This is a genomic window from Flavitalea sp., assembly GCF_035489435.1.
Classification (GTDB): Bacteria; Bacteroidota; Bacteroidia; order Chitinophagales; family Chitinophagaceae; genus DATHKG01.
On sequence record NZ_DATHKG010000050.1, the window covers coordinates 49,390 to 62,669 of the forward strand.

12 protein-coding genes are annotated in these 13,280 nt (G+C 41.0%); 6 read left to right on the top strand and 6 right to left on the bottom strand.

The annotated features are described in order from the left end of the window. Positions 1–81 precede the first annotated feature (81 nt). The 5 genes from VK664_RS07970 to VK664_RS07990 form a co-directional block, all read right to left on the bottom strand. Positions 82–1,137, bottom strand: coding sequence for a FecR family protein (locus VK664_RS07970; RefSeq protein ID WP_461398106.1), 1,056 nt, complete (start codon positions 1,135–1,137; stop codon positions 82–84). 79 nt (positions 1,138–1,216) lie between these two features. Next, positions 1,217–1,753, bottom strand: coding sequence for an RNA polymerase sigma factor (locus tag VK664_RS07975; RefSeq protein ID WP_461398107.1), 537 nt, complete (start codon positions 1,751–1,753; stop codon positions 1,217–1,219). 155 nt (positions 1,754–1,908) lie between these two features. Then, positions 1,909–3,147: a hypothetical protein gene (locus VK664_RS07980; RefSeq protein ID WP_461398108.1), complete on the bottom strand. Its 1,239-nt coding sequence runs from the start codon at positions 3,145–3,147 to the stop codon at positions 1,909–1,911. Continuing rightward, the gene (locus VK664_RS07985) at positions 3,119–4,129 is read right to left on the bottom strand and encodes a type IV toxin-antitoxin system AbiEi family antitoxin (protein ID WP_461398109.1); all 1,011 of its coding nucleotides are present in this window, start codon (positions 4,127–4,129) and stop codon (positions 3,119–3,121) included. The genes VK664_RS07980 and VK664_RS07985 overlap by 29 nt, the downstream gene beginning before the upstream one ends. A 178-nt stretch (positions 4,130–4,307) precedes the next feature. Then, positions 4,308–4,712, bottom strand: a complete 405-nt coding sequence (locus VK664_RS07990) for a VOC family protein (protein ID WP_461398110.1) — start codon at positions 4,710–4,712, stop codon at positions 4,308–4,310. A gap of 262 nt (positions 4,713–4,974) precedes the next feature. Between VK664_RS07990 and VK664_RS07995 the strand changes: the two genes are divergently transcribed. The 5 genes from VK664_RS07995 to VK664_RS08015 all read left to right on the top strand — a co-directional run bounded on the left by VK664_RS07995 (position 4,975) and on the right by VK664_RS08015 (position 10,700). After that, complete coding sequence (locus tag VK664_RS07995; protein ID WP_461398111.1) at positions 4,975–5,589, top strand: Crp/Fnr family transcriptional regulator; 615 nt, start codon at positions 4,975–4,977, stop codon at positions 5,587–5,589. A 195-nt stretch (positions 5,590–5,784) separates the two neighbouring features. Further along, the gene (locus VK664_RS08000; RefSeq protein WP_461398112.1) at positions 5,785–6,453 is read left to right on the top strand and encodes an NADPH-dependent F420 reductase; all 669 of its coding nucleotides are present in this window, start codon (positions 5,785–5,787) and stop codon (positions 6,451–6,453) included. A gap of 177 nt (positions 6,454–6,630) precedes the next feature. After that, entirely contained in the window at positions 6,631–7,692 is a 1,062-nt protein-coding gene (locus VK664_RS08005) for a hypothetical protein (protein WP_461398114.1), read from the top strand. A gap of 365 nt (positions 7,693–8,057) precedes the next feature. Further along, the gene (locus VK664_RS08010) at positions 8,058–9,512 is read left to right on the top strand and encodes an acetoacetate decarboxylase family protein (RefSeq protein ID WP_461398115.1); all 1,455 of its coding nucleotides are present in this window, start codon (positions 8,058–8,060) and stop codon (positions 9,510–9,512) included. A gap of 51 nt (positions 9,513–9,563) precedes the next feature. Then, positions 9,564–10,700, top strand: coding sequence for a molybdopterin-dependent oxidoreductase (locus VK664_RS08015; RefSeq protein WP_461398116.1), 1,137 nt, complete (start codon positions 9,564–9,566; stop codon positions 10,698–10,700). Positions 10,701–10,937: 237 nt separating this feature from the next. Here the strand turns inward: VK664_RS08015 and VK664_RS08020 are convergent, their stop codons facing one another. Continuing rightward, the gene (locus VK664_RS08020) at positions 10,938–11,723 is read right to left on the bottom strand and encodes an energy transducer TonB (protein WP_461398117.1); all 786 of its coding nucleotides are present in this window, start codon (positions 11,721–11,723) and stop codon (positions 10,938–10,940) included. A 190-nt stretch (positions 11,724–11,913) separates the two neighbouring features. Between VK664_RS08020 and VK664_RS08025 the strand changes: the two genes are divergently transcribed. Further along, the coding region (locus VK664_RS08025; protein ID WP_461398118.1) for a DUF3857 domain-containing transglutaminase family protein at positions 11,914–13,280 on the top strand (1,367 nt) is incomplete at its 3' end.

Here is a 13,280-nt window from a genome sequence, read left to right on the forward strand (position 1 = left end):
GTTTCAGTTTAGACAATAAGATTCCTGCACATGTTTTTGCATGTTTTTTTCAGTTGTTTATAATAATGGTTACTTAATGAATCATGGACTGCTTACGATGATCATCTTATCAGAGCGATGAACTGTAAGCCCGTTGAGCTGGCAAGCCGTTTGTATAAATTCGAATATTGATTCCTTGTTGTTGAATTCGCCGGTGAAACTCATACCGGAAAGTTGGATTCTACTATAGGATATTCTTTGCTGATACTTTTGAGCGAGTGCATCGAATACACTGGCGAGGGGTTCATCGTGGAACCTGAGTATGTCGTTTGGCGAAGTATCCCTCTTATGCAGCGTCTTCCGGTGCGCCGCATTCGCGTGCATGATCTCCTTAATCCTTACGAAGGCCAGCTGTTTAATCGGATCGAAACGAAGCTCCTGCCCTGGTTGCAGTATGGCTTGTTGTATACCCCTTGTTTTAAGGATGCTGTCAGGGTTTACCACAATTTTTCCTTCCAGCAGAAGGATGCTCGTGGTCTTCGTTTCCCCGCTGAATGCGGTGATCTTGAAAATGGTACCGAGCGCCGTTGTGGCCAGCCTTCCTGCATATACAGTGAATGGCCTTGCGGGGTCTTTAGCAACATGGAATAAAGCCTGGCCTTTCAAAAAAACATCCCTCCGGTTGCCGGCAAACAGTGAATCGTAGGCAAGTTCGCTGCCTGGTGATAATTCAATGATAGTGCCATCTGACAGGGCCAGCGATACCGGGCTGTTTGTTAGATTGATATTTTGCTGGTAAGTTTTCTTTTCGATCGGATGTTTGTCAGAGAGGTCAACAAACTGCTGTTCTTTAAAATCATTGGTGAACAGATAGACGCATAGAACAACGATCACCATTGCTGCCGCCGATAGCCAGGGATACCGGACTATTATAGCTGTCTTACCCGGCCTTGTCACTGCCCGGATATTATTCAACATTCTGACCGAAGTATCAGTTGGTAAGCCGAGCGGAGTCTCAAATACCCTCCAGCTTTTTTCTGATAGTAGTGATTGGAGGAGGTCCGGGTGTCGACGGAAATATTCCAGGACGTTTTTTTTCTCGGCCGCGCTGCAGTCACCAATAATGAATCGTTCTATCATGTCTTCGGTGATATCCATATAGCTATACTTCGTTTAAAAAGGGCCGTTCCCCCACGCGTAACAATTAGTTAATAGTGCGATGTGGTAACCGGCAGCTTTAAAGTAATACGGAAATGAGGAAGCCGATTTTGTCCTTCAGGTGACGGATAGCCCGCCCGATCTGGTTTTCGACTGTTTTCGTGGAGATGGACAAATGTTCCGCGATCTCCTTATGTGAAAGATCATCGAAGCGGCTCAGCTTGAACACTATCTTTCTCGCCAGTGGCATTTCTTCGATGATTTCATTGACCCGGCGAAGCTCGTCCTTGTAGGTAATATCCGTTTCGACGTAGAGGCCATGTGCATCGTCAGCCGGGACCAGTAAATGTTTTTTGGAGGTTTGTTCCTTTCTCAGGAGATCGATCATTGTGCTCTTGGCCACGCGGAATACCTGCGTCGACAGGTCAACGCTGTCGGATAACTTTTGCCTGTTTTCCCAGAGTTTGATGAATGTTAATTGAACCGTTTCTTCGGAGAGAAAGGCTGACTGCAGGTGTTTGAAAGCATAGAAATACAATTTTGTGTGGTAATGCTGATAGGCTTTTTCAAAACTCTTTGTATCCCCCGCTCTTATTTGCTGTACACTGATCTCCATAGCCGGGCAAAGGTATCGACACGTGGGAATGGGTTCCTGGTGTAAAGGTTATCTAATTATTACATTAACTTAAATATTAGAGTTGAAGTAGGCTTGCTTCGATTGAAGGAATGCATTTCACGCAAAGCCGCAAAGAGTAATCTATTCATTTAAATCTATTCATTGCCATGACCAAGTTGAAAAGATAGCTTACAATACTCCTCACCATGATGGTTGTTTTGGGTTACAAGCTCAAATTTAATCTGACATCTATTTAGTGGTATCTCCCACAGTCCCTCGACAACAGATGTAACTGGATTGGGAGTAATAAGGATTTTATGAGTTTCACCTGTTGCTATATAAAAGATCATATAAAACCGATAAATTGACTTTCCAGATAGTTTAATAAAATGGCAATCCTTTGAGAAAATAGAATGAGGCGATACAGGATAGAGAGGTGAAAGAACAGTTAATTCAAAATCACCATTTGTAATATCCCTAAAAAATGCAACTTGTTTTAAATATTCATTGTCAACACTGCTTTTTGACGAAGTACTGTCAATTTTATCATGAATTCCTGTAACGATTTCGTTTAATAATCCAACAGCATCTTCAATTGATGCCGGACTTAAATTGAGAACATTTACAAGTATAAGTCCTATTGGACTTTCTGTTAACTTTTCAATATTCTTATAAAGAATTGAAAGAAGTCTTTCTTTTAGCAGCAGGTTTCGATTTAAAATAGGTTGCATTTCCCGGCCCAATGCCCTTGCAGCCACGGATGGCAATTCCCCGTATACTTCAAAAAGGTCCACATATTTTCGGTAAATCATTTCTGTTTCAATGTCAAAATAATTATTGAGAATGGATCCTATATCCTGAATATCCTTAGTCCTCATTTCCGGCCTGTCATCGAACGCAATAAGTTTCAAGATAACAATACCCGGTAAAGAGGAAACTTTAAATGTGTATTTGCCTTCGAATTTTACATCCTCTACAGCTCCCTCATAAACTTCCTGAAATCCGGTTATGTCGGAACGTGCAATGCCTGTACTGTCAATAAATTTATTACTTTCAATTTCTATTGCCCCGAAAGGAAGTAGATCAATCTGCTGTCCTTTTTTATCAAATACTATATATTCGTTCGACGAAGAGTCAGAAAAGCCTTCATTTTTAATCAGAAATTCCTTCAACTTTTTGAATTGGGATTCTTCGGAAACAGCTACAGCCCAGTCTACATCTTTTGTACCCAACGTCCGAATGTTTTTTTGAGCAAACCAGGTATCACGAGCCAATGCACCAATTAAATAAAAATCAATATCAAGAGCTTGTAATGCCCTTTCAAAAGATGCAAAAATATCTTTTAGATTTTCTTGCCTGAGTTCTTTAAAATTTATCCTGTAAATATTGCTCATAAATTTTTTGGGCTGTTTCAATGTTTCTTCTGTTACCGGTATTAATCAGGTCCGCATAAACAAGCAATGGAGGAGCCGTATTTTTCTCTTGTTCACCCTGTTTCCAAAACCTGTCGTAGATGCTGATATATCCTTTAGGACCAGGCACTAACTTATAATTTCTAATCCAGTCGAGCCTATTCTCCTTGGTGTATATGGTTAATTTTTCCGGTTTGAGAAAACCAGTAAGCAGTTCACCGGCAGGCTCACCGCCCCATTTTGTCAGCGTACTTTTGAAATTGATCTTTTTCCAGTTGAGAAAGTCTTTGTCATTAATGAAAGCAAAGGTTCCTATTTGAAGACTCGGTTTCAGGCGGGTTTCATACTCCGTTATCCATCTATCAAACAATTCCTTCTTTCTATTCCATTTAAGTGTATAATTATTTAATGGAACCAGATACTGAAGTTCTTTTAATCCATTAACAGTTTTGTGCACTGTATCGAGGCTTACCTCTGTTGCTTTAGCTATTTCTCTGAAAGTCTCGTTGATGTAATCATCATGCTGCAAAAATTGAAAAATCACTTTGAGACCTGCTTTGCTGAATGGTTTTGCTTTAAATTCTTTCTGATTCTCCAGTTCTTTTCGGCCTTCAATCATGACAAATAACGGGTCATGTTTTACAAAGGCATTGCCTGCAGCATCAATGTAATTAATTCCAAGAGCATGAAGTTCCTTTTTAAATCGGGGCATTATTGTATTGGCAAGAACCAAAACCTCCTTGTTGTGATTTTTTTGGTTTATCAGGTCAGGAAGATTAGGGTTTTGAATATTGTTTTTAGCCTCAGCAGCCATTTCAATCTTAGTTCCCCCGATATTAAATTGTACAATGCCATCTACATAATCATACTTGTAGTCGGCTTCCTTAATAGTTCTCCACTTTGCTTTAATTCCTGTCAGCTGGGTGAAGTTTTCCAGTATCTGATCTACCATGTGCTTTTTCATGTTCGGCAAATAATTATGTTCGAAAAAAGCGAACAAGCAAAAATACCGAACAAAGGCGACAATTACAAACCTTAAAAAAAGACCCTTTAGGCAGGGATTGGGATTATATTATTAGACAGGAAGTGATCATTAGAAGGGTCCAGTCAACCATAATTGCAAAACTTAAGCAATATATCGGCTAACTCTTATGAGGACACCCAAAGTACAATATATATCCGTCAGCGTCCTCAATTTCAAATCCGCGCAATCCATCATCGTTGTTATTGATCGGTGTAAAAAATCTGACTTTACGCGAAGAGAATTCTGCTGCCAGTGCATCAGGATCAGAAACATGGACGTAAGCATCCCACCGGGCAATGCCTTTTTTGATATCTCTCGTGTAGTTCGGCACCGGGTCGACTCCAACTTCCTTGAGCATGATCATTGCCGCACCCCGTTGGACAATGCCAAAAAAAATATCGTCCTCACCGGGTCCTTGAAATGTGATGTCGAACCCGAGAAGATCATGATAATAGCTTAGCGCGGCCGGAACATTTTTTACAATAAAAAACGGCGCAATGCCGGTGATTGCTGTTTTAGTCATGTAAGTTTCAGTTTTACAAATTTTACTTGCTTCTACTTTTCTCTTTCCAATAGTAAATTTATTGCGATTTCTGATTTTTCTATGCTTTTCAATAATGACAGCAAAAATATCCGCAAGCCAACCTGTCCAGACCTCAATGGTAAAATAGTAATGCAGTAGGTTAATCAATAAAAAGAGATTGCATGTTCAATACAAGGACGAAGTTTTTATATAAATGAATCGGGGTAAAAAGTTATATTGAGTTCGTGATAACGCAATCAGCATGAAATTAAATGCATCAACAGCTTCCATTGAACCTTTGCTTGATTATTTTGATCGGCTCATACCATTGAATAGGGAAGAGAAGGAACTGGTAAAAACGAAATTCCATCACCGTTTGTTTCGTAAACGTCAATATGTGTTACAGGAAGGTGCTGTATGTAACCATTTTTACTTCGTAGTAAGAGGTTGCCTGAAAATGTATAAAATAGATGAAAAGGGCACAACACATACACTTCAGTTCGCTGCTGAAAATAATTGGATTACTGATCTTGGTAGTTTCCACGGCTTAAAGCCTTCGATGCTAAATATCGAAACGCTTGAAGACACAGTTGTGTTGGAAATCAACCGCGAAGATCTTGTTTCATTATATATGCAGACCTCCAAGTTTGATCGGATCTTCCGGGTGCTGATAGAAAATAGTTTTGTGCGACTTCAGGAACGGCTGCTCCAAACTATAAGTTCAACGGCTGGAGAACGTTACCAATCCTTTGTCGAAATTTACCCGCATCTTGCCAACCGTCTTTCACAGGTCCAGATAGCATCTTTTTTAGGCATTACCCCAGAGTTTCTAAGCCGCTTGCGAAAGCGCAATGCAACAAAGCCTTCAAACTCTTAAACCAGGTCAAGAGTATTTTCTTAAACAGATCAAGAGTATTTTTCTTAAACAAATCAAAAGTATTTCTTAAACCAGATCAGATTATTTCTTAAACCAGATCAAGACTATTTCTTAAACCAGGTCATTGGAGCACTCATCTTCAATGCCAGAGATTTGCATTATCAAATCAGTCATTTAATTCAAAAGAAATAGTTTATGAAACAGCAATCAAAAGTAGCAGTTATCGGTCTTGGAAATATCGGAACTGTGGTCGCAACCAATCTTGTAAAAGGTAATCGTTCAGTAATTGTTGCCGATAAAAAAATCGAAAAGGCAAATGAGTTATCTAAAAAATTAGGAAACCTGGCGCAGCCTGCCGCAATTGCAACTGCCATAAACCAGGCCGACATCATTATACTTGCCGTTTATTTTGATGTAATAAAAGAGTTATTTAAAACTTATGCAAAAGAATTGGAGGGAAAAATCATCGTTGACCCTTCCAACCCTATTGCGCCGGATGAAAAAGGTGGTTTTAAAAAGATAATTGATGAAAACTTGTCTGCAGGTGAAATACTTTCTTCTCTAATACCCAAAGGTGCAAAGCTGGTAAAAGCTTTAGGAACATTAAGCGTCGCTTCCCTTTCAAAAGCGGCTTTTCAAAGCCCTGATAAGGCTGTTTTGTTTTTTGCAACAGATGATACAAGCATCAATGCAGCAATTGAAGACCTGATTCGTGACAATGGCTTTGAACCTTTACATTTAGGTGGAATTGATCAATCCATCCGAATTGAAGCATTTGGTGACCTGCATGAATATGGTGCTTTGGGCAAAACAGTTGTCCTCAACGAAGTGAAGCAATTAGTCAAACAATCACAAATCAAATAACTCAAATCGGATTTGAAAATTCACAAACAGTAGAAGCTACTACTAATTCCGATAACCGACGATGCTCATCGTCGGTTATCGGAATTACGTTTCATTGCGAAACTTCTTTTGCGGCATTTTACAACAAAGCCGATATTTGGGATAGGCCAACCTTTCTTTCATCATAATCTTTTAGACATGGAAGATGAACGAAATACTTCTGGAAATAAACCGGAAGAAAAACTACCTAAGCCCCGGGAAGATAGTCCGGTCAATCCGTTAGTTGAATCAAATACCGAATCGGAAACCATGTCTTCGCCGAAACAAACTTCTTTAATTAAGGAACCTGAAACTGAAATTCAACCAGGACTTCAACCAAACCATCAAACAGAACGTCAAACTGAGTTTGAAACTGAACCTCATGCCGAACCTCAACCAGGAGTTAAACCAGAACTTAAACCAGTAGCTAAATCAGAACCTCAAACTGAATCGCAATCAGAACCTCAAACCGAAATTCAAACTGAATCTATGGAGCTGCACCATCACCCCCATGTTCACCATTCAAAAAAATGGAAAGATTATTTGTTCGAGTTTTTAATGCTTTTTCTTGCTGTTACAGCCGGTTTTTTTGTCGAGAATACCAGGGAGCATTATATAGAAAATAAAAGAGCGGAACAATTTTCAAAACATCTATTGGTAGATCTTCGATTAGATTCTTCATTTTTTGAGAGAAGGAAAAAAGATCTTCAATCGAACCTGGAAGGCCATGCCAAACTGCTTTACCAGTTGACCAGGCAAACCAACGCTTCAGACAAAGAAATTTTGGAAACATTACTTCCAATTACATTTGCTTACGATCTTCCAGTCACAACCACAACGTACAACCAGATGAAAACATCTGGATCGTTGCGTTATATTCATAACCCGGATTTGACTATTTGCCTTCAGACTTACTATGATGTATTGTTACCCAGGTGTGTGAAACTTACAGATGCGTCTCTTGAATATTATACAAAATATATCAACCCATTTTATCTTAATCATATACCAATCCAGGATTTTGATCCATTCAATGACACATTGATAAACAAACAACCTAAAATAATTAATCGCCAAGATCACACTAACCAGGAACTGGCTAATATTATGGGGCATTATAGTTCTCTGCTAAAGATTCAGAATATAACCATGAACGAACCAGCACTTTCCAAAATCAAAGAGGCAATGCTTTTATTAAAGCAAGAATACAATCTTAAGTAAATACCGGATAACGGGTTCAAACTTTCCTTGACAGATTAACATATCTGATATTTCGTGAATCAATGCCAGGTTTACAACGGCCAAGGTTAAACGTCTCATTTAACAGTGAATAACCCCCTTTTTTTGGTCATCCCCTATAAATACTAATAAATTGGATTGGCTTAGCGATGGCATTTATGATTCATTGATCAATCCAGATATTTAGATTTCTCAAATTATAGTGTCTATGAAGTCCATGAAGATCTGTTCATGGGATTAGTTACCGTGAACTGAATTAATATTAAAATGTCTTCGTTAGCATCAAACTTTTCAAGGACAGTTCAATCCAAAAAATATTACAAACCAATAAAAAGGAGATCAAAAAAATGAGCACAGAAAATTTCGTTCCCCACCAGACTGTTCCCGGACCAGCAAGACTGGAAATGGCGATAGCTGACTATTCGGGTACCGTTAACACCGATCCGACTTTCATGGCTGACCGGCAGGCGATCATTAATCACGTTATGGCCTATTCGTACCTGATTGACGAAGGCCGTTGGACCGACTGGTTCGGATTGTTTTCAGAAGATGTTGTATTCGAAAATTCCACCCCGGAGCTGGGCACCGTCATCATAAAGGGTATGCCGGCATTTAAAGACCTGGTGAACAGTCGCTATATCATTCCCGGCAAGGGTTCGAAAGGCGTGCGTCGTCACACTCAGGGCAATGTGCATGTGGCGGAGCAAACTGCCACAACTGCGAAAGTGCGTACTTATATGTTGATCTCAAGCGTTCCCGCAGCGGATCATCTGCATGTACTTACCACGGGTACTTATAACGCGAACCTGGAAAAGCGCAATGGTAAATGGACCATCACGCGTTGGTACATAGAAGCAGATGCCCCATTAGCACCCAGCCCATTACCGGAAGGGTTTTCTGAAGATGAATTCAAGTGGATCCCGGATCCTTCTATAGAGATGCCAGGAGCCGGTCCGGTTGCCCAGCCGGTTCAAGGTAAGATCAACCTTAAGAACCATCCTTTCTCGATGGGCGGGCTATATAAAAACTCTCCCACCTGGAACTGGAATGATATAGATGTCGTTATTGTCGACTACCTGACTGACGCCAACAGCGCAGCTGCAATGTTGCCGGAACAACTATCGACTTTGCCTATCAAGGAGTTGCCAGGCTATGCTGCAGTAAAGGCTGTATGGGCCCACTACCGGGATAGCAGCTTTGGTCCTTATAACGAGTTCATGCCACTTATCCCATCTCTTTTTAATGGAGAAATGTTTCTTGCCGTACCGCTGATCTATGTCGATAATGACTCAGCGCTGGCAGGTGGCCGTGAGATTGGTGGCTGGCCCAAGAAATTAGCAAAGATCGAATTTGACCGGATCGGTGACGAATACCGAGTCTCTCTCGAAAGGCATGGCAAAAGACTGGCATCTTCCAGTATAAAGATTGGCGGCAAGCTGTTTTCAACACCGCTGCCAGCAGATAAACCGCTGTCCTTACCTTACCCTTACAATATGACACTGCCACTGCCGGCACCTACGGGCAAACCACAGGAAACTGTACCGTTGCCTACAGCAAGCCTTAAAGTGGTACCACAGGTAGGTTCTGACGAACCCGTTGTAGCCCGGGTAATAGGCTCACCATGGCATATGAAAGGCAACTTCTTTAAAGCATCAGGAGCTTCAATCGGTTTCGGCAAATCGGACGAAGATCCTTTCTACAAGCTTCCTGTTCTCAAGGTACTCGGAGGCATGTACTTCGAAGGCGACATGAGCCTTGCCTTCAAAGACATGAAGATACTTGCTGACTGGTTGAAGAAGTAGTGGGATGGGTTTAAATCATAACATGAATTGACATAAATTAAAGATGAAAAAATGAGCGACGACAAAAATAAAATCGATGCCTCAGATTGGATTAAAGGGATAGACACAAGGCTCGAGGTAATGAATGCTGTACCACTTGTGCTTTCAACCCCGGTAAGTTTACTCGCAGAAAACAGGATAACGGATAAAAGCATATTATTCGTCCGCAATATCCAGGATCTCGATATCGGTATGACCATGGACCCGGTGCCATTGGATGATTGGCAGATCGAACTAAGTGGGCTTATAAGACCGTATAGGGTCGTGTTCCAGGCCAAAGAATTACTGGAAATGGACCAGGTCGAATATGAAATGATTCTCCAGTGCTCCGGAAATGGCAGGAATGAATACGGTGGAATAAAGGGTACGCCATGGGACCAGGGCGGAGTAGGCAATGTCCGTTTCTCCGGCGTTCCTTTAAAGGCAATTTTGGAAAAATACAAAGTTGAGATTGATCCCCAGGTTAAGTACATCACCGCCGAAGGCCAGGACGCCGCCATGGGTCTTGAGAAACCCGATCTTGAACATAGTATCCCGATCGCCGACGTTTTAGAAAGAGGGATAATTGCGCTAAAACTCAACGGAGAACCTTTGCCTGGTATTCACGGAGGGCCGGTTCGGTTAGTCACACCAGGATTATTCGGCACTATGCAGATTAAATGGCTCACCCATTTGAAATTTGAAACTGCCGAATCTCCCAATTTCTACCACGCAACTGAATACCGGGTTCCCTATACCCTTCTTCAGCCCGGAGAGAAGTTCAGATTCACTTTAGAAAACAGCAGGCCGACCTGGGACATTCGACTGATGAGTTATATCCTTAAACCGCTGCCCGACTCCAGGTTAAAATCCGGAACAGTCAGCATTAGCGGGGTCGCCTATAACGACGGCAAAGCTCCTGTAGAGTCGGTGTTGGTTTCGGTTGATCGTGGAAAAAGCTGGACGCCTGCGGAGTTTGATATTCCGGAAAGTCCCTATAGCTGGTACGAATGGAAAACTGAGAAGAACCTCGAACCGGGTAGCTATGAGATCTGGGCAAGAGCCACAGATGCGCTAGGCCGCAGCCAGCCGCTCGATGGTAAAATATTCTGGAATCCAAATGGATACGAGTGGACAGGCGTTTTCAAGTGTGAAATAACGGTTGAGTGAATATTATTAAGTCATACAGCCTGGTATCACAATGATACCGGGCTGTTTTTTTATATACCTCCTAATCATCGGCAGAGAAAAAAAACGCAGATAATCATCAACAACACAAGCGAAAATTATAATGAACATTAAGTCGGGTTTATCTTCCAACTCCGAATCAAAACTATTTTCTATTGATGGGTTTTGATCGGACTCGGGTAGAACCTGAAGATACAAAACGTAAAGAGCAATATCAGTTTACTGCAACTGAAATATAATTGGTTGTCTTTTGTATGATTTTACCACCCTCCCATCCTGCCATGCCGGAGTCCATTTTGGTGATTCCTGCAAAATACGCATGGCTTCCTGGTCGAGAGAATATTCAACACTTTTGAATATGGTTATGTCGGTGGCCTTGCCTTCGGTATCTACAACGAACTGAACATACACCCGCCCGCTTATGTTTGACTTAACGGCCCTCTCTGGATACCTTAAATTTTTGATGAGGTAACGCTTCCATCCTCCGAGCCCGCCTGCAAATTCTGATTCTTTTTCATCTCTTTTAAAAGTATCCGCAATTACTCCTTCCTTTTTATCTTGCTCCTCCTTTAATTTTTTATCACGGTCTTCCTGCAATAGATCGCGAACCTTGATAAGCTTTCCCATTGCATATTTTTTCTGGGTGATGATACCACCAGTATCGTTGCAGAAATTCCAGTCGCCATCCAACCTGCCGTTAATAACCATACCGGTTGAATCTAAAAAACCAGAAGAATGATAGAAAGTAAATCGACCAGAAGGACTATTGGCCCTTTGATCCCTGTATTGTTCCGTTGAAGTAAGTGGACCGTAAGTGTGATAGGTATCAAACTGCCAGAGCGTATCAGCAAATTTTGTAACACGCATCAGGTAACCGGCAGAATCAGGTTTTGTAACTCCCTTCATGTTTGAATCAAACATGTAAAATTCTTCCTTAGGCTTTTTTTGTGCAAACACGGCAGCTGAACTGATCAGCAATAGAATTATGATAGGGGTCTTTTTCATGCGGTGTAAACATAATAAATTAAGCTTCTAAAGGCAACGCAGGTTACATATGTTGATTGCAAATAATGGAAAACACCTATTAATTAAAATTTTGCTATCCCCGTTTCCATAAAATCTTCTGTTGCCTGTTACAATACTTTGAAATGGATCATATAATGTTTATGTTTGAAAGCTTCTAACCTCTATCTCCATGCGTATCATTTTTGTCCTGCTGTTGCTTCTGGTAACAGAGCTTGTGTCTGCCAAAGACAAACCCCGGATCTCATCCGAGCCAACATGGCTGTACCCGGTAAAACCCGATCTTTCAAAAAAACCAGACCTTAAAAAAATCAGCAACGGGTATTATCTTGAACTTTTTGATACACAGACCAACCTAAGCAATCAAACCAATTACATTCACTACATCAGGAAAATTGTTAACGAATCTGGAATTCAAAACGCCTCTGAAATATCAGTAGAGTTTTCCCCTGAATATGAAACCCTGATATTTCATTATATACGGATTATCAGGAATGGAGTTGTATTGAACCAACTCAGGCTTAATGATATAAAGGTGATACAGGAAGAAAATGATGTGGATCAATACCAATACAACGGTCTTAAAAGAGCCTTTGTCATACTGAAAGACATCAGGAAAGAAGACCGTATAGAAGCAGCATATTCCCTGACCGGTTTTAATCCTGTGTTTAACAATAAGTTCACCGGCAATTTGGATTTCGCAAATGATAATCCCATATTGAATTATTATCGGACTATTATCGCAGATGCACCCAGGAAACTCAACTTCACATATTTTGGTAACTGCCCAAAACCGCAGGAATCGACAGAAGGAGATTCGAAAATCTATCACTGGAACAATCCCCCGATCGGTTTATGGGAATCGACAAGTTCAACTCCTTCCTGGTTCGATCCATATCCATCCGTAACAATAAGTGAATTCAGCAACTGGAGTGAAGTGGCAAACTGGGCCCTTAATATCAATAACAATTATAATTTTGATATTCCCGCTTCGCTGAAAACAAAAATCATTGAATGGCGTAAACAGTCTGGCGGTGATGATAATGAATTTACCCGGCTGGCACTTCGTTTTGTCCAGGATGATATCAGGTATCTCGGTCTTGAGATCGGGGTAAACACACATAGACCACATGCTCCGGGCGAAGTTTTTAAAAACGGCTATGGCGATTGTAAAGATAAGGCGCTCCTGCTCGCAACTATTTTGCGTAACCAGGATATTCATGCTTATGCCGCGCTGGTTAATACAAGGATCAGGGGGGAACTAATTAATAAAGCACCTTCCCCTTATGAGTTTGATCATGTAATTGTCGCGATTGAACAACCTGGTGGATATAAATATGTGGATCCTACTATCTCTTACCAGAGAGGATCATTATCAGAAATTTATACACCGGCTTATAGATATGCTTTGCTGATCAAAGAAGGTGAAAGTAATTTAAGTCCCATTACACCTGCAAAGACTACCATTGTCCGATCGATTGAATGGCTGAAAGTAAATTTTGAAGACACCAGTACATTAACAGTGAATACAAGTTATGG

What these genes read in the sequence shown, in the direction of transcription:
- VK664_RS07970 (WP_461398106.1), bottom strand. Translation starts at nt 1,137, where the DNA reads ATGGATATCACCGAAGACATGATAGAACGATTCATTATTGGTGACTGC.
- VK664_RS07975 (WP_461398107.1), bottom strand. Translation starts at nt 1,753, where the DNA reads ATGGAGATCAGTGTACAGCAAATAAGAGCGGGGGATACAAAGAGTTTT.
- VK664_RS07980 (WP_461398108.1), bottom strand. Translation starts at nt 3,147, where the DNA reads ATGAGCAATATTTACAGGATAAATTTTAAAGAACTCAGGCAAGAAAAT.
- VK664_RS07985 (WP_461398109.1), bottom strand. Translation starts at nt 4,129, where the DNA reads ATGAAAAAGCACATGGTAGATCAGATACTGGAAAACTTCACCCAGCTG.
- VK664_RS07990 (WP_461398110.1), bottom strand. Translation starts at nt 4,712, where the DNA reads ATGACTAAAACAGCAATCACCGGCATTGCGCCGTTTTTTATTGTAAAA.
- VK664_RS07995 (WP_461398111.1), top strand. Translation starts at nt 4,975, where the DNA reads ATGAAATTAAATGCATCAACAGCTTCCATTGAACCTTTGCTTGATTAT.
- VK664_RS08000 (WP_461398112.1), top strand. Translation starts at nt 5,785, where the DNA reads ATGAAACAGCAATCAAAAGTAGCAGTTATCGGTCTTGGAAATATCGGA.
- VK664_RS08005 (WP_461398114.1), top strand. Translation starts at nt 6,631, where the DNA reads ATGGAAGATGAACGAAATACTTCTGGAAATAAACCGGAAGAAAAACTA.
- VK664_RS08010 (WP_461398115.1), top strand. Translation starts at nt 8,058, where the DNA reads ATGAGCACAGAAAATTTCGTTCCCCACCAGACTGTTCCCGGACCAGCA.
- VK664_RS08015 (WP_461398116.1), top strand. Translation starts at nt 9,564, where the DNA reads ATGAGCGACGACAAAAATAAAATCGATGCCTCAGATTGGATTAAAGGG.
- VK664_RS08020 (WP_461398117.1), bottom strand. Translation starts at nt 11,723, where the DNA reads ATGAAAAAGACCCCTATCATAATTCTATTGCTGATCAGTTCAGCTGCC.